Source organism: Streptomyces sp. SDr-06 (genome assembly GCF_003324565.1).
Lineage (GTDB): Bacteria > Actinomycetota > Actinomycetes > Streptomycetales > Streptomycetaceae > Streptomyces.
This window is the reverse complement of the sequence record NZ_QOLA01000003.1, coordinates 388,329-404,033: the sequence shown is the minus strand read 5'-3', so window position 1 is coordinate 404,033 and position 15,705 is coordinate 388,329. Positions and strand designations below refer to the sequence as shown.

Annotated in this window: 16 protein-coding genes; 8 read left to right on the top strand and 8 right to left on the bottom strand. The window is 71.8% G+C overall.

Annotated elements, in window-relative coordinates; translation table 11 throughout:
• The first annotated feature begins 1 nt into the window (after position 1).
• From DT019_RS10235 to DT019_RS10215, 5 genes are all read left to right on the top strand, one after another.
• Entirely contained in the window at positions 2-1,630 is a 1,629-nt protein-coding gene (locus tag DT019_RS10235) for a GMC family oxidoreductase (protein ID WP_114036390.1), read from the top strand.
• Positions 1,617-2,417 (top strand): ester cyclase, encoded by an 801-nt coding sequence (locus tag DT019_RS10230; protein ID WP_114036389.1) that lies wholly within the window; start codon positions 1,617-1,619, stop codon positions 2,415-2,417. The genes DT019_RS10235 and DT019_RS10230 overlap by 14 nt, the downstream gene beginning before the upstream one ends.
• Before the next feature lie 28 nt (positions 2,418-2,445).
• On the top strand, positions 2,446-2,826 hold the full coding sequence (locus DT019_RS10225; RefSeq protein ID WP_114036388.1) for a nuclear transport factor 2 family protein: 381 nt from the start codon (positions 2,446-2,448) through the stop codon (positions 2,824-2,826).
• 5 nt (positions 2,827-2,831) lie between these two features.
• Entirely contained in the window at positions 2,832-3,281 is a 450-nt protein-coding gene (locus DT019_RS10220) for a VOC family protein (protein WP_114036387.1), read from the top strand.
• Between the two features lie 87 nt (positions 3,282-3,368).
• Entirely contained in the window at positions 3,369-4,199 is an 831-nt protein-coding gene (locus DT019_RS10215) for an SDR family NAD(P)-dependent oxidoreductase (RefSeq protein WP_114036386.1), read from the top strand.
• Positions 4,200-4,279: 80 nt separating this feature from the next.
• Here the strand turns inward: DT019_RS10215 and DT019_RS10210 are convergent, their stop codons facing one another.
• The 4 genes from DT019_RS10210 to DT019_RS10195 form a co-directional block, all read right to left on the bottom strand.
• Positions 4,280-5,890, bottom strand: a complete 1,611-nt coding sequence (locus DT019_RS10210) for an FAD-dependent oxidoreductase (RefSeq protein ID WP_114036385.1) — start codon at positions 5,888-5,890, stop codon at positions 4,280-4,282.
• 136 nt (positions 5,891-6,026) lie between these two features.
• Complete coding sequence (locus tag DT019_RS10205; RefSeq protein WP_114036384.1) at positions 6,027-6,401, bottom strand: nuclear transport factor 2 family protein; 375 nt, start codon at positions 6,399-6,401, stop codon at positions 6,027-6,029.
• Positions 6,402-6,452: 51 nt separating this feature from the next.
• Entirely contained in the window at positions 6,453-7,640 is a 1,188-nt protein-coding gene (locus DT019_RS10200) for an MFS transporter (protein ID WP_114036383.1), read from the bottom strand.
• Positions 7,641-7,760: 120 nt separating this feature from the next.
• Entirely contained in the window at positions 7,761-8,924 is a 1,164-nt protein-coding gene (locus tag DT019_RS10195) for a low temperature requirement protein A (protein WP_114036382.1), read from the bottom strand.
• Positions 8,925-9,247: 323 nt separating this feature from the next.
• On the opposite strand from DT019_RS10195, the gene DT019_RS10190 reads away from it, so the two are divergent.
• Genes DT019_RS10190 through DT019_RS10180 form a run of 3 tightly spaced genes read left to right on the top strand, consistent with a single transcriptional unit; the run spans position 9,248 to position 10,154 of the window.
• Positions 9,248-9,442, top strand: coding sequence for a type II toxin-antitoxin system Phd/YefM family antitoxin (locus DT019_RS10190; RefSeq protein ID WP_114036381.1), 195 nt, complete (start codon positions 9,248-9,250; stop codon positions 9,440-9,442).
• A 35-nt stretch (positions 9,443-9,477) separates the two neighbouring features.
• Positions 9,478-9,834: a hypothetical protein gene (locus DT019_RS10185; RefSeq protein WP_114036380.1), complete on the top strand. Its 357-nt coding sequence runs from the start codon at positions 9,478-9,480 to the stop codon at positions 9,832-9,834.
• Positions 9,831-10,154 carry a hypothetical protein gene (locus DT019_RS10180; protein ID WP_223279384.1) on the top strand — a complete coding sequence of 108 codons (324 nt, stop codon included), beginning with the start codon at positions 9,831-9,833 and terminating at the stop codon, positions 10,152-10,154. Before DT019_RS10185 ends, DT019_RS10180 begins: the two co-directional genes overlap by 4 nt.
• A 70-nt stretch (positions 10,155-10,224) precedes the next feature.
• Here the strand turns inward: DT019_RS10180 and DT019_RS10175 are convergent, their stop codons facing one another.
• The 4 genes from DT019_RS10175 to DT019_RS10160 are packed head-to-tail and all read right to left on the bottom strand — an operon-like array spanning position 10,225 to position 15,688.
• Positions 10,225-11,130 (bottom strand): ribokinase, encoded by a 906-nt coding sequence (locus DT019_RS10175; protein WP_114036379.1) that lies wholly within the window; start codon positions 11,128-11,130, stop codon positions 10,225-10,227.
• A 49-nt stretch (positions 11,131-11,179) separates the two neighbouring features.
• Positions 11,180-13,126, bottom strand: a complete 1,947-nt coding sequence (locus DT019_RS10170) for a substrate-binding domain-containing protein (protein WP_114036378.1) — start codon at positions 13,124-13,126, stop codon at positions 11,180-11,182.
• Positions 13,116-14,675: a sugar ABC transporter ATP-binding protein gene (locus DT019_RS10165; protein ID WP_114036377.1), complete on the bottom strand. Its 1,560-nt coding sequence runs from the start codon at positions 14,673-14,675 to the stop codon at positions 13,116-13,118. Before DT019_RS10165 ends, DT019_RS10170 begins: the two co-directional genes overlap by 11 nt.
• Positions 14,672-15,688 carry a LacI family DNA-binding transcriptional regulator gene (locus tag DT019_RS10160; RefSeq protein WP_114036376.1) on the bottom strand — a complete coding sequence of 339 codons (1,017 nt, stop codon included), beginning with the start codon at positions 15,686-15,688 and terminating at the stop codon, positions 14,672-14,674. The genes DT019_RS10165 and DT019_RS10160 overlap by 4 nt, the downstream gene beginning before the upstream one ends.
• Positions 15,689-15,705: the final 17 nt, after the last annotated feature.

Sequence of the window (15,705 nt, the reverse complement as noted above, 5' to 3'; positions counted from 1 at the left end):
CATGTCGCCCCGTTCCCCGGGCAATTCAGCGGCCCGCGCCTTCGACTACATCGTGGTCGGCGCCGGGTCGGCCGGCTGCGCCGTGGCGAGCCGGCTCAGCGAGGACGAGAACCTGACCGTGCTCGTCCTGGAGGCGGGCGGCTGGGACGAGCGCCCCGAGATCCACCGCACGGACGCGGCCGCGGTCCTCGCGCTGCTCACCTCCGAGTGGAGCCCCGAGATCGACTGGGGGTACGCCACCGAGCCCGAACCCGCCCTGGACGGGCGCCGGATCCCGGTCGCCCGGGGCAAGGTGGCGGGCGGCTGCAGCTCCGTGAACGCGCTGATGTGGGTGCGCGGCAGCCGGTACGACTACGACCGCTGGGCGGCGCTGGGCAACCCCGGCTGGTCCTACGAGGACGTGCTGCCCTACTTCCGGCGCTCCGAGGACTACACGGGCCGGGCCGCGGCCTCGCGCGGCAGCGGCGGTCCGGTCCGGGTGCGCGACCTCGACGACCCGACCCCGCTCGCCGAGGCGTTCGTCGCCGGAGCCGCCGAACTCGGCTACACCGCGCCGGAGCAGGACTACAACGGCGAGCGCCAGGACGGCTTCGGCTTCCTCTACCAGACGACCCGGGACGACGCCGGCGCGCGTTCCTCCGCCGCGGACGGCTATCTGCGCCCGGCGCTGAAGCGCCCCAACCTGACCGTTCAGGTGCGGGCCCGCGCCACCCGGCTGATCCTGGACGGCACCCGGGTCACGGGCGTCGAGTACGAACGGGACGGACAGCTGCACCGGGCCGTCGCCGAGCAGGAGGTCGTGGTCTCGGCGGGCGCCTTCGAGTCGCCGAAGCTCCTCATGCTGTCGGGGATCGGACCGGCCGCGCATCTGCGCTCGCACGGCATCGACTGCGTACAGAACCTGCCGGGCGTCGGCGGCAACCTCCAGGACCACCTGTTCGTGCCGGTGTGCTACCAGTCGCTCCAGGAGCACCCCGAGGGCGCGCTGCTCTCCGAGGCGGGCCTGTTCACCCACACCAAGGACGCGGGGCCGGGTGATCCGCCCGACCTCCAGTTCACGTTCGGGCCGATCAAGTTCCTCGCGCCCGACGCCCCGGCCGCGCACCAGCAGGGCCCCGGCTTCACGTTCGCGCCGATCTCGCTGCTTCCGCAGAGCCGCGGCCGGCTGCGGCTGCGCAGCGCCGACCCGTCGGCCAACGCCGTCGTACGCGCCAACTACCTGGCTTCCTCGGCCGATACGGATGTGCTGGTGCACGGCATCCTGCTGGCCAGGGAGCTCGCGCACACCTCCGCGTTCGGTCCGTTCCGCGGCGCGGAGCTCGGCCCGGGCGAGCGGGTGACCGACCCGCGCGAGCTGCGCGGCTACGTCGCCGCGCACGCGACCACCCTGTGGCACCCGGTCGGCACCTGCCGCATGGGCAGCGGGCCCGACGCGGTCACCGACGCCGAGCTGCGGGTGCACGGCGTCGAGGGGCTGCGGGTCGCCGACGCCTCCGTCATGCCGACGATCGTCGCCGGGAACACCAACGCACCGAGCGTGATGATCGGCGAGAAGGCGGCCGGTCTCATCCAGAAGTCCTTCCTGCAACCGTCACTCCGGACCGAGGGGAATCACCATGCCCACGTCTGACAACCTCCGGCTGTACGAGCGGTTCCTCGCCGCGCTCAACACCGCGGACTACGACGAGATCGCCCGCGTCATCGACGCCGACTTCGAGGACCACCACCCCGGCTTCGGGATCAAGGGCCTGGAGTCCTACCTCGAGGCGCTGCGCGGCGCGCACCGCACGCTCGACATCAAGGGCGAGCTCCTGGAGTCCATCGAGGCCGGGAACAAGCTGATCACCCGGGTGCGGCTGACCGGCACCCACCAGGACACCGTCCTGGACCTGCCGGCCACCGGCCGCAAGCTGGAGTGGACCACCACCGAGATCTGGCGCATCGAGGGCGGGCGCCTGGTGGAGCGCTGGGCGGAGGACGATCTCCTCGGCCTGCGCGGCCAGTTGTCGCCCGACGAGGAGAACGTCGCGGTCGTGCAGAAGGTCAGCGACGCCGTCAACGAGCGGCGCTACGACGACCTCGACGAGCTGTTCGGGCCCACCTTCCGGGACAACAACCCGGCCTGGGACGTGCGGAGCCTGGAGGAGCTCAAGGGCATCATCAAGGGCGCCCACGACGCGCTCGACTTCAAGGTCACCCTGGACGCCCTGTACGCCGCGGCGCCCGACAAGGTGATCATGCACATCACCTTCCACGGCAAGCACATCGGGCCGTTCTTCGGCATGGAGGCCAGCGGCAAGGAGGTGTCGTGGACCAGCCTGGAGGTGTACCGCCTGGAGAACTTCAAGGTGGTGGAGCGCTGGGTGCAGGCCGACACCGCGGGCCTGATGCGCCAGCTCGACGTTCCCCTGCCGTAAGTACGCGCCGACCGAGGAGGGATCCCCCATGAGCACGCAGAACACGCGAGAGATCGTCGACACGTACTACCGGCTCGCCAACTCCGGTGAGTGGGACGCCTGGTGCGACCTGTTCGCCGTCGACCAGACCATGGACGAGCAGCTGGCCGGGCACGTCGAGGGCCGGGAGACGCTGCGGGAGATGATGAAGGGCTTCCCCGAGATGTACGCGTCGTTCTCCAACACCCCGGTGCACATCGTGGTGGACGGCGAGCAGGCCGCGGTGGTCTCGCACATCTCGGCCGTCACCACGAGCGGCGCGAGCGTGGAGGCGGAGGTCTGCAACTACTTCCGCGTCTCCTCCGGCCTGATCCAGTACATGTCCAACTTCCACGACAGCGTGCCGTTCGCGGCCGTCACGGGAGCGTGAGGCCCGTGTCCGCGCCCGTCGACGTACAGGTCCGCTGGTCCCACGTGGGACTCAACTGCCGTGACCAGAAGGCCACCGAGGAGTTCTACACCCGCTGGTTCGGCTTCAGCCGGGCCCGCGTCGTCGAGGCGGACGGCAGCCGCGTGGTGTTCCTGCGCAGCGGGCCGGTCTACCTGGAGCTCTTCCCCACCGACGCGGCGCCCGCCTTCAAGACCGCGAAGGACGGGCCCGACCACCCGGGGGCGGCCCGGCACCTGGCCTTCCAGGTCGACGACGTCGACGCGTTCCTGGCGGCGGCGGACGGCGAACTGGAGATCACCCTGGGACCCCTCTCCTTCGACGAGTTCATCCCCGGCTGGCGCACCGTGTGGGTCGCCGACCCCGACGGGATGGTCATCGAGGTGAGCCAGGGCTACACCGACCAGTCACCACAAGAGCTGCGGACGTACGCGTGAATCCGCACGATCGCACGGGGCACGGCCGGTCGCTCGACCGGCCGTGCCCCCATTGGCACCATCACACATCCCACGGAGTGAAACCGCATGACCGCTGTCACCGAGCAGACCGTCCTCATCACCGGTGCGACCGACGGCCTCGGCCGGGCTCTCGCCCATGAACTGGCCGCGCAGGGCTACTCGCTGATCCTGCACGGCCGCAGCGCCCGCAAGGGGCAGGAGCTCCTGGCGGAGCTGCGCGAGAAGACGGGCAACGACCGGATCTCCTACGAGCTCGCCGACTTCGCCTCGCTCAAGGAGATCGGCGCCCTCGCCGACCGCGTCCTCGCCCAGCACGACCGTCTCGACGTCCTGGTGAACAACGCCGGCATCGGCGTGGAGCTGGCCCGCCAGGAGAGCCGCGACGGTCTGGAACTGACCTTCCAGGTCGACTACCTGGCGGCGTACATCCTCAGCTGCCGGCTGACCCCGCTGCTCGTGAGCTCCGCTCCGGCCCGCGTCATCAACGTCAGCTCGGCCGGGCAGGCCCCGATCGACTTCGGCGATGTGATGCTGGAGCGCCGCTGGGACGGGGTGCAGGCCTACTGCCAGGCGAAGCTGGCGCAGATCAGCCTGACCGTGGACCTCGCCGAGCAGCTCGCCGGCACGGGCGTCACGGTCAACGCGCTGCACCCGGCCTCGTACATGCCGACCAAGATGGTGGTGCACCTGTTCACGCCGCAGAGCACCGTCGCCGAGGGCATGCGCAATGTGGCACGGCTCGTCACCGACCCCGCGCTCGCCGAGGTCAGCGGCGAGTACTTCGACCGTGACCGCCGCTCGCGGGCGGGTGCCCAGGCCTACGACCCGGCGGCCCGCGCCCGGCTGCGGGAGCTGAGCGAGTCCCTGACCGGGGTCGCACTGCCCGCCCTCACCTGATTCTCCGCACTACGCACCAGTGCCCCGCCCCCGAGGACCTCACGTCCCGGGGGCGGGGCACTTTCGCGTGCGTACGCCGGTCAGACCGTGACCGACAGGGGGTGGTGGAAGACGTTGCGCGGGTCCCACGTCTGCTTGGCCCGCTGCAGGCGGGGGTAGTTGCCCTTCCAGTACAGCGCCTGCCAGGGCACGCCCGAGGTGTTCCACGCCGGGTCGGCGAGGTCGACGTCGGGGTAGTTGATGTAACTGCCGTCGGCGGCCCCGTCGGGCAGCGGGACCCCGCCCGTGTCGGCGTACATGTCGCGGTACAGGTTGCGCATCCAGGCGATGTGCCGGTCGTCCTGGCTGGGGTCGCTCCAGTAGGTGGTGAAGTTGGCCTTCAGCATCGAGTCGCGCTGCGGCATCGCGGTGGCGTCGGGGGCCACGGCGTTCACCTGGCCGCCGTAGGTGTAGAGCAGGATGCCCGCGTGGCCGTCGTAGCTCCGGTCGGAGAGGTTGCGCCAGAGCACCGCGAGCTGGGCGTCGGACCAGCTCTCGCGCAGATAGGCGCCCTTGAACTTGCCGCGGTTGAACACGCCCGTGTCGTACGGGTCCTTGAGCGTGGCCTTCAGCCAGGGCCAGCTGGAGGTGGCGGTGGTGTGCGGCGCGGCCACCCCGTCGGCCACGGCCGCGATGTAACCGCTCATCAGGTCGGCCGCGTTGGCGAGCGACCCGTCGATCTGCGCGCTGAGCACGAGGGCGCCCTGCACGTAGTTGTTCAGGATGAACACGCTGTTGAGGGTGTCGTACGGGGTGCCGACGGTGTTGTTCGCGTGGTGCCAGCCGTTGTGGTTGCGCACCAGGCGGTCGAAGTCGGCCTCCGTGAGGTCGGCCCACTTCCAGCTCGCCGTGGCCTTCAGCAGGGTGGCCGGGGGCTTGGGGAGCAGGTTTCCGGGCGTGGTGCCGGTGGCGTTCGGGGAGCGGAACCAGTACCGCGTCACGATGCCGAAGGTCCCGCCGCCGCCTCCGGTGTGCGCCCACCACAGTTCGCGGTTGGGGTCGCCGGCGTCCCGGGTGGCGACCACGCAGCGGGCGATGCCCAGGGCGTCGACGTACACCACCTCGACCGCGTACAGGTGGTCCACGACCGCGCCGTGCTTCCGGCACAGTGCCCCGTATCCGCCGCCGGTGACATGGCCGCCGACGCCGACGGTGGGGCAGGTGCCGCCGGGTATGGTGACGCCCCACTCCAGGTACAGGGTGCGGTAGACGTGGCCGAGCAGGGCGCCGGCCTCCACGGCGAAGGCGCGGCGGCCCGCGTCGTAGGTGATGGCGCTCATCTCGGACATGTCGACGAGGATGCGGACGTCGGGGTCGTCCACGAGGCCGTCGAGGCAGTGTCCGCCGCCGCGGACGGTGATTCTCCGGCCGCTGCTGACCGCCTCCTGCACGACCTGCACCACCTGGTCGGTGGAGTGGACAAGGCGTACGGAATCGGGTCTGGCGGCGAATCTGGCGTTGTAGCCGCGGGACATGAGGTCCAGATAGCGGGGGTCGCCGGGCGTGACGCTCAGGGCGGCGATCGTCGTGTCCGCCGTGCCGGTGGTGCTCGCGGCGGCGCGGGCGGGCCCGGCCGCGGTGATGCCGAGCACGGCGGCGCCACCGACTCCGGAGGCGGTGCCGAGGAATCCCCGGCGGGTCACTCCAGCCATGGTTGTCTCCTTCGTATACGTGCTTTCAGCGGGTGCTCGTCAGCTGACGTGCCGTCGAGGGGCGGGGTGAAAAGGGAGCTGCCGCTCCCCGAAGCAGGGGCCTCGGGGAGCGGCAGCGGGGGGAGCGGGGTGTGGCTCAGTAGACGTCGTGGCCACTGACCGTGGTCTCCGGCACGTCCTCGCGGACGTCCCAGTGCTCCACGATGCGGCCGTCGTCGATGCGGAACACGTCCACCACGACCATGCCGCGGTGGCCCGGCTGCGGCCGGAAGTGCGAGTGGGTGAAGACCAGGCCGTCGTCGCCGGCGATGCGGCGGATCTCGAACCGGGCCTCGGGAAGCTGCTTGCGGAAGCCCTCGATGAACTCCACGAGCGGCTTGCGGCCGTCGGGGAGGTTCGGGTTGTGCTGGATCAGCCGGTCGGCCAGGTACTCGTCGGCCCGGTCGGTCTGCCCCTCGTTCCAGATGTTCTCGATGTAGTCGCGCACGAGCTGCACGTGGTGGTTGGACACGGTGTCTCCTTGTTGTTTCTGCCTGGTGCGGGATGTGGTTCGGGGGGCCCGTTACGAGCTGGGGACCGGTTGCGCGGGGCGCTCGGCGACGGTGACCTTGCGCGCCGACGAGGCGTGCGCGAGGGCGGCGACGGCGAGGATGACGAGGGCGACGGCCGGGATGGGGCCCGCGCCCATGCCGGGCAGCAGGGCGCTGCCGATGAAGCTGCCCAGGCTCATGCCGAGGTAGAGGGCGGCTGCGTTCATCGCCAGGATGAGTCCGGGCTGGGCGGGCAGCAGGTCCACGAGGCGGGCCTGCTGGGGAGCCTGGTACATCTGGCTGAAGAACGCCCAGATCGCGAAGAGCACGAGGCCGGGCTCGGAGTGCGGCGCCACCAGGAGCAGGGCGAACCCGGCGGCGAGGCCGGCGACCGCGATGGTGATGGTGCGCGAGCCGCCGAGCTTCTCGGCGATCCTGGGCGACGAGGCGTTGCCGAGGACTCCGATGACGCCGAACGCGAGCAGGGTGACCGAGATCAGCCCGGACGAGGCGCCGAAGCGGTCCTTGAGGTAGGCGCCCGCGATGCCGTAGACCGTGAACTGGGCCGCCATGAACAGCAGCGTCGTCGAGACGGTCGAGAGCGCGGCGGGGGTGCGCAGGGTGTCGCGGTAGGCCTTGATCGTGGGCGGCTCGCCGGAGGGGATCTCCGGCACGTACACCGCGACGAGCAGACACCCGAGTGCCGACAGCGCGGCCACTCCGAGCATCGCCGGTCGCCAGCCGAGGCTGCCGCCGAGGAACGAGGCGAGCGGCACGCCGAGCACCGCGGCCGCCGTCATCCCGGCGAACACGGTGGCGAGGGCGCGCTGCCTGCGCTCCGGCGGGACGATCAGCGAGCCCGCCGCGGAGGCGCCGGGTCCGAAGACGGCCGCGCCCATCGCGCCGATGACCCGGGTCACGGCGAGGAAGCCGTAGTTCGGGGCGAGGGCGCCCAGGGCCGCGCCCACGGTGAGCAGGCCGATGCCGAGCAGGAGCACCCGCTTGCGGTTCCAGCGGCGCAGCAGGATCGGGGCGGCCGGGGCGAACAGTGCGAACGTGAGCGCGAAGACGGTGACCAGGAAGCCCACGCGAGCCGGCGCGACGTGCAGGTCGTCTCCGATGGGACCGTTGAGGCCGACCACTGCAAGTGAGATCGTCCCCAGACTGAAATAGCCCAGCGACAACGCGAGCAGGGCCGGTGTCGAACTGCGGGACGGCATCACGCCACCTCCTTTTCCATGCCGGAAAACTTGAGTACGCAGGAACGCTAGGGGCCGAAGGCCCTCTGTTTCGCGCTGGGCGGGCACCGGGTGGAGCACTCTGCGAGGTCCCCCCACGTACTACGTCAACTGGGCCTGTGACGAGCCCTGTTGGGCCCGCCGGAAGATCAGCGGGACCTGCCGCCCGGAGCTGATCAGCCAGTGTTCGAGCCCGTTCACGGCGACGAGGAGGGCGGCCGCGGAGCCGAGCGTGACGAGGCCGGGGAGCCAGGGGGCGGCGCCGCCGAGCGCGAGCAGGGCGAGGCCCCCGGCGAACCGGGTCAGCGAGGCGGCGCCGAACATCCGCCGCCGGGTGTAGCAGAAGGTGAGGGTGAAGAGCGCGGCGCCGACCGGCAGGAGCGCGGCGGCGTACCGGTGGGGCACGTGGGCGGGTTCGACGACGATCCGGTCGGCGCCGACCGAGACGAGCAACAGGCCGAGCACCAGCACCAGATGGCCGTAGCTGAGCACGTCCCGTACGACGACGGACGGCGTGGGGTGGGTGCGCAGGGCGTGCGCGATGGCGGACGCCACCAGGTGGAAGTAGAGCCACCACAGGGCGCAGCCGGTGAGGAAGGCGAGGGAGACGGCGAGCAGTTCGAGCGCCCCGAGCCGCCGTCCGGCGACCCAGGCGCCCACGGACACCACGTTCTCGCCGAGCGCGATGATGATGAACAACCCGAACCGCTCGGGCAGATGGTTGACCCCGAACGCCAGCTGACGCAGATGCCCGCTGAGGACCAGGGGGGCGAGGATCTCCGCGACCACGGCGACGGCCCAGCCGGCGGTGCGCAGCCCCGGCGGCAGCACCGCGGTCGCGAACAGCACCAGGGCGAAGGCGAGACCCGCGCGATAGGGGTGGATGGTGTAGACGGCGCACTCGCGCCGGATGGCCTCCCCGATGAGCAGCCGCAGCGCGAGGTAGCACCCGGCGTACAGCAGCGCCTCGGCGCGGGTCTCCAGGGCGTGCGGCGCGGCCACGCTCATGCCGTACGTGGCGAGCCCGGCGAGCAGCAGGAACACCCGCTGCATGGTGGTCTCGTGCACGGCGTTCATCGCCATCACCACGTCGACCCAGGCCCACCAGAGCGGCACGAGGATCAGCAGACACGTGCCCAGCGTCGCCCAGTCGGGCCGCTGCGCCAGGACGTGCGCGATCTGGCTCACCCCGAAGGCGAGCACCAGGTCGTAGAAGAGCTCCGTCCACGTGGCCCGGTCCCGCACATCGACCAACCCGGGCTCCACGGACCGTACTTGACCAGCGAGATGGACCACCGCTGCACCTACTCCCCTCCAACGACGGGAATGCCGGTTGCAGCGCCCAATATGTCCACCCCCCGCCCCGCCCCCTCGCCCCGCGGCCCGCCAAGGGAGCACATTGCGGTAAGTCGCGAAGGAAGCTGTCCCAACTCGGGACACCTGAACCCGCGAGGCCGGGACCGCGACCGGGAGGGAGCGGCGGAGGGGATCGGCGCCGGGTCTCCCCGCGTGCGCCGCGTTGCCACAGAGTGAGCCGGGCCTCCCGATGCGCAGGCGACAACTATGATAGTTGTTATAGATTGCGTGCCATGGAAACGAAGACGTACACCACCATCGACCTCCGCAGGAGCATGGGCGAGATCCTGGACCGCACCCGCATCGCCGGGGAGGCCGCCGCGATCACGCGTAAGGGCAAGACGCTCGCCTACCTCGTCCCCGCTGACTGGTTCGAGCAGGTGAACGCCCTGCCGGTGGAGGGCGACGACCGGTCTCACGCCGCCTGAACCGACTACGCCGCAGCCCCCAGGAGAAGCGCGCCATGACCGCCGAGCCCCTCCCCTTCGAGGGTGGCCCCCGCCGCCTGCCCCCCATGCCCGAGCGCACTCCTCAGGCCCTCAGGCTCGCCATTCAGGAACACGCGCCGCATCTTCTGCCGGACTTCGAGGCCCACTGGCGCCGCGACATCGCCGACGCCTTCAATGTGACGCCCGTCCCCGCCTTCATGCGTCTGTGGTGGACGCAGTACGCCATCGCGAGGGACCCAGCGCTGGAGGAGCACCTGCGCGACCTCGAGGCGCGCGCTGCGAAGTCCGAGGAACCTCAGGAGAGCGCGCGGCTGCTCGCGGAGTACAGCCGTCTACGGCACGAAGCCGCGGCCACGGAGCCGGGCCAGTGACCGACCCCCTGCCCGGGCCACCCTGGCAGATGGACTGGACGAAGGAGGCCGGGGAGGCCTTCTCCCACATGCCGGCGGAGGGACGGCAACTGGTCATGGCCGCCCGAGCCGAGTTGATCACCGTCGACGACCCGTACTTCCGGGGGATTGACGCCGACACGTCCCTGCCCCACTGGATCGCGGTACGACCGCTTGCTTCGACCAGCCCCGGAGGCCCCCACATCGCCGATCTCGCCGGGGGCCGAGGCTGGCTCATCTTCACTTTCCTCCGTCGCCACGCCGAACCCCAGATCATCGTCACCGACGTCTTTTGGACCTGAGCCGAATCCGGCGCCGCCGGTTGTGTGTCCCGCCGAACGCCGTGGCCGGGCCTCCGGTATCTCCCTCTCCTTACAGCCCTCCGGCGCACAGCTCATCCGCGGTCGGGTACGACTCCTGTGCGCCCTTCCTCGTGACGGCGAACGCGCCGACCCTCGTCGCGAACGTGGCGGCCTGTTTCAGGGGCTCGCCCAGGCCCAGGCGCCAGGCCAGTGCCGCGGTGAAGGCGTCGCCCGCGCCTGTCGTGTCGATCGCTTCCACCCGCGGGCTCGGCACCCGTACGCAGCCGTCCGCGTCGGCCGCCAGGGCTCCTTCCGCGCCGAGCGTGACGACCGCGGAGCGGGGGCCGAGCGCCAGCAGGGCCCGCGCCCAGTCCTCGGGGCTCTCCCCCGCCGAGCCGCCCAGCATGAAGCGCGCCTCGTGCTCGTTGACGATCAACGGGTCGCAGGCCGCGAGGACTTCGGGCGGCAGCGGGGCGGGTGGCGAGGGGTTCAGAACGAGGCGGGCGCCGGGGGCCAGGCACCGCGCCACTTCCGCCACCGTCTCCAGGGGGATCTCCAGCTGCACCGAGACGACCGGGGCCAGCGCGAACAGGCTGCGGGCGGCGCGGACGTCGTCGGGGGTCAGGCGGGCGTTGGCACCCGGTGACACGACGATGCTGTTGTCGCCCGAGGGGTCCACGGTGATCAGGGCGACCCCGGTGGGCGTCTTGTCGACCAGCACGCCGACGGTGCCGACCCCGGCCGCGCGCAGCGAGGTGAGCAGCAGCCGCCCGTGGTCGTCGTCGCCGACCTTGGCGAGCAGGACCGTGCGGGCGCCGAGCCGCGCGGCGGCGACCGCCTGGTTCGCGCCCTTGCCGCCGGGGTGGACGGCGAGGTCCGTGCCGAGCACCGTCTCGCCGGGAGCGGGCCTGCGGTCCACGCCGATGACCAGATCGGCGTTGGCCGAGCCCACGACCAGCAGGCCGTAGGTGTGCATGGGAGCGCCTTTCGTCGAGCATTGATGGGGCGTCAGGAGTGCGCTGCGTTCAGGAGAAGTCGGCCGCGTTCTTCTTCGTGACCACCCTCACGGGCACCTTCACCGTGCTGTCCGGCTTCTTGCCCCGGGCCGCCGCGACGGCGTTCCGCACCGCCATCCGGCCGAGTTCCGCGGGCTGCTGGGCCACCGAGGCGTACAGCGTGCCCGCCCCAACCGCCTTGACGGCATCGGGAGTTCCGTCGAAGCCGACGACCGCGACCGAGCCGCCCGCCCTGCCGCCCAGCGCCTTGACCGCGCCGAGCGCCATCTCGTCGTTCTCACAGAAGACGCCGGTGATGTCGGGGTGGGACTGGAGGAGGTTGGTCATGACGTCCAGGCCCTTGGTGCGGTCGAAGTCGGCGGGCTGGCGGGCCACGACCTCGATCCCCGGGTAGGCCTTGAGGCCTTCGGCGAAGCCCGCCCCGCGTTCGCGGCTGGCGGAGGTGCCCGCGGTGCCCTGGAGGACGACGATCTTCCCCGTGCCGCCGAGCCTTTCAGCCAGGGTCCGGGCGGCGAGGCGACCGCCGGCCACGTTGTCGGAGGCGACCAGCGTGGCGGTCCGCGCCTTGTTGACCCCGCGGTCGGCGGCGACGACCGGGATGTCCGCCTCGTTGGCGCCGTGCACGGAGGGGCCCACCGCGTCCGAGTCCACCGGGTTCACGATGATCGACTTCATGCCGGAGCTCGTGAAGTTCTGGATCTGGTTGGCCTGTTGGGAGGCGTCGTTCTGGGCGTCGGTGACGGTGAGGTCGACGCCCTCGGCCCTGGCCTCGGCCTGCGCACCCTGCTTCATCTGCACGAAGAAGGGGTTGTTGAGGGTGGACAGCGACATCCCCAGCTTGGTGCCGGTGCCCCCGGAGGAGCCGGGGTTCAGCAGATAGCCGGCGCCGACAACCGCCGCCAGGCACACCGCGGCGACGGCGAGTCTCACCGCGCCGGGCCCCTTGCGCCCCGGCCCCGCCGGGCCGGACAGCGCCCCGGGCGTGGCCCCCGCCCGGCGGCGCAGAGTGTCGAGGAGGACCGCGAGCGCGATGACGACGCCGATGACGACCTGCTGCCAGAACGCCGACACGGAAAGGAGGTTGAGCCCGTTGCGCAGCACCGCGAGGATCAGCGCGCCGATCAGGGTGCCCGACGCCTTGCCGACGCCGCCCGACAGGCTCGCCCCGCCGATGACGACCGCGGCGATGGCGTCGAGCTCGTACCCCTGCGCGGCCTGGGGCTGCGCGGAGGCCAGGCGGGAGGCGAGGACGATGCCCGCGACGGCAGCGAACAGGCCGGACAGCGCGTAGACGACGAGTTTCTGCCGCTTCACCCGCAGCCCCGAGAGCCGGGCCGCCTCCTCGTTGCCGCCGATCGCGTACATCGAGCGGCCGATGTAGGTGCGGGACAGGACGAACGCCGTGAGGAGCCCGGCCCCGATCATCACCAGGACCGGCACCGGCAGCCAGCCGCCGAGCGTGTCACCGAGCACGGACACCGAGTCGGGGAAGGCGATGGGGCTGCCCTGGGAGACCACCAGGGAGAGACCGCGGCCGACCGACAGCATCGCCAACGTCGCGATGAACGGCGGGAGTTTGCCGTACGAGACCAGCACCCCGTTGACGAGCCCGCAGGCGATGCCGGTGGCGACGGCCAGCACGACGGCGAGCCAGACGGGCACGCCCCCGGACGTCGCCGACCAGGCGAGGACGGTCGAGGAGAGCGCGGCCACCGAGCCGACCGACAGGTCGATGCCCGCCGACACGATGACGAAGGTGACGCCGAACGCGAGGATCGCGGTCACCGCGGCCTGCACGCCCACGTTCAGCAGGTTCTGCGTGGTGAGGAAGTCGCCGGAGAGCAGCGCCAGCGCCGCGACGAGCACCACCAGGGCGCTGAGCGCGCCGTTGTCGAGCAGCAGGCGGCGTGCGAGGGCGGCCCCGCCGGCGCGGTGGTCGAGCGTGTCAGTGGCCACGGGAGCCCTCCATGTCTTCCTGGTCTTCCTGGTCTTCCGGTGCGGCCACGGCCAGCGCCATGACGGCGTCCTGGGTCGCCGCGTGCGCGGGGAGTTCGCCGGCGATGCGGCCCTGGGCCATCACCAGGACCCGGTCGCTCATGCCGAGCACTTCGGGCAGATCGCTGGAGATCATCAGGACGGCGTGGCCGGAGGCCGTCAGCTCGTTGATGAGCTGGTAGATCTCGACCTTGGCGCCCACGTCGATGCCGCGCGTGGGCTCGTCGAGGATCAGCACCCGGGTGTCCGCGAGCAGCCACTTGCCGATGACGACCTTCTGCTGGTTGCCGCCGGACAGGGTGCGCACCCGCTGGTCGAGTCCGGCCATGCGCACCCCGAGCCGCCCGGCGACGCGGGCCGCGGCGGTGCGCTGCCCCTTGAGGTCGACGAGTCCGGCGCGGCTGGCCGAGCGCAGCGTGACCAGGCCGAGGTTCTCTTGCACGGAGGCGTCGAGCACCAGGCCCTGCCCCTTGCGGTCCTCGGGCACGAGCCCGACCCCGGCGCCCATCGCGGCGTTCACGTCGCCCCGGGCGAGCCGTTCGCCCCGTACCTCGACGGTGCCCGCGTCGTAGGGGTCGGCGCCGAACACCGCGCGGGCCACCTCGGTGCGTCCCGCGCCGACGAGTCCGGCGAGCCCGACGACCTCCCCGGCCCGTACCTCGAAGCTCACGTCGTGGAAGACGCCGTGCCGGGTGAGCCCGTCCACCCGCAGCAACGGCCCACCCGGCTCGGCCCGTTCGCGCGGGTACTGCTGCTCGATGCCGCGGCCCACCATCAGCCGTACGAGCTCGTCCTCGGGCGTCGTGGCGGGCACCTGGTCGACGCTGCGGCCGTCGCGCAGCACGGTGACGCGATCGCCGAGCGAGGCGATCTCGTCGAGGTGGTGGGTGATGAAGACGATGCCGACCCCCTCGTCGCGCAGGGTGCGCACGATGCGGAAGAGCTTGTCCACCTCCTCGGAGGTGAGCACGGCGGTCGGCTCGTCCATGATCAGTACGCGCGCGTCCAGGCTGAGCGCCTTGGCTATCTCCACCATCTGGAGCCGGGCGATGCCCAGGTCACGCACGCGGGTACGGGGCGAGACGTCCACCCCGACCCGGTCGAGCAGCTTCCCGGCCGCCGCCTCCATCGTCCGGCGGTCGATCATGCCGAGGCGCCGGGGCTGGCGGCCGAGGAAGATGTTCTCGGCGACGCTCAGCTCGGGCACCAGGTTGAACTCCTGGTGGATCGTGGCGATCTTGAGCCGCTCGGCGTCCTGCGCGCTGCGGATGTTCACCTCGCGCCCTTCGGCGAGGATGCGACCCGCGTCGGGCCGGTGGGCTCCGGACAGCGTCTTGATGAGGGTGCTCTTGCCCGCGCCGTTCTCGCCGAGCAGGACGTGCACCTCACCGCAGCGCAGGTCGAAGTCCACTCCGTCGAGGGCGACGACACCCGGGAAGGACTTGCGGATGCCTTCCAGGCGCAGCAACTCGCCCGGCGCGGAGGCCGGTTGATTCTCCTGGTGGCTCACTTCCCCCTCCTCGGCCCCGGGGCGCCCTCGCCGCAGGACCGGCGGACGACGAGGGAGGCGGGGAGGGTGACGGACCGCGGGGTCCGGCCCTCGATGAGATCGGCGAGCGCGCGGACGGCGGCCCGGCCGAGCTCGCCGGTGGGCTGGGCGATCGCGGTGACGGGCGGGTCGGTGTGGACGAACCAGGGGATGTCGTCGAAGGCGGCGAGCGCGATGTCCTCGCCGATGCGCAGCCCCCGGGCGCGCAGGGCGTCGAGGGCGCCGAGCGTCATCAGGTTGTCGGCCGCGAAGACGGCGTCGGGCGGCTCGGGCAGGGCGAGGAACCGCTCGGTGGCCCGGCGCCCGCTGGCCGCCTGGAAGTCGCCCTGGCCGACGTAGTCGTCGGGGAGCGAGATGCCGTGCTCGCCGAGCGCCGAGCGGAACGCCTCCACGCGCTCGCTGCCGGTGGTGGTGGCGGCCGGGCCCGCGATGATGGCGAGCCTGCGGCGGCCGAGCCGGTGCAGATGGGCGACGAGGTCGCGGATGGCGGCGCGGCCGTCGGCGCGCACCACGGGGACGTCGATGCCGGGGATCCACCGGTCGACGAAGACCATCGGGGTGCCGCCGTGCGCGGCCTCCAGCATGAGCGGGGAGCCGCCGTCGGTGGGCGAGACGAGCAGCCCGTCGATCCTGCGGTCCAGGAGCGTGCGGACATGGTGGTCCTGGAGCTCGGGCCGCTCGTCCGCGTTCCCGATGATCACGCTGTAGCCGAGCGCCCGGGCCGCCTCTTCCACGGACCGCGCGAGTTCGGTGAAGTACGGGTTGAGGACGTCGCTGATGACCAGGCCGAGCGTGCGCGTCTGGTCGGTGCGCAGCGAGCGGGCCACCGCGTTGGGCCGGTACCCGAGCGTCTCGACCGCCGCGAGCACCCGGGCGCGCGCCGCCGGGCTGACGGACGGATGACTGTTGAGCACCCGCGACACCGTGGCGACGGACACCCCCGCCTCGGCCGCGACATCCTTGATGCCCGCCATCGCCGGACCACCTCCTC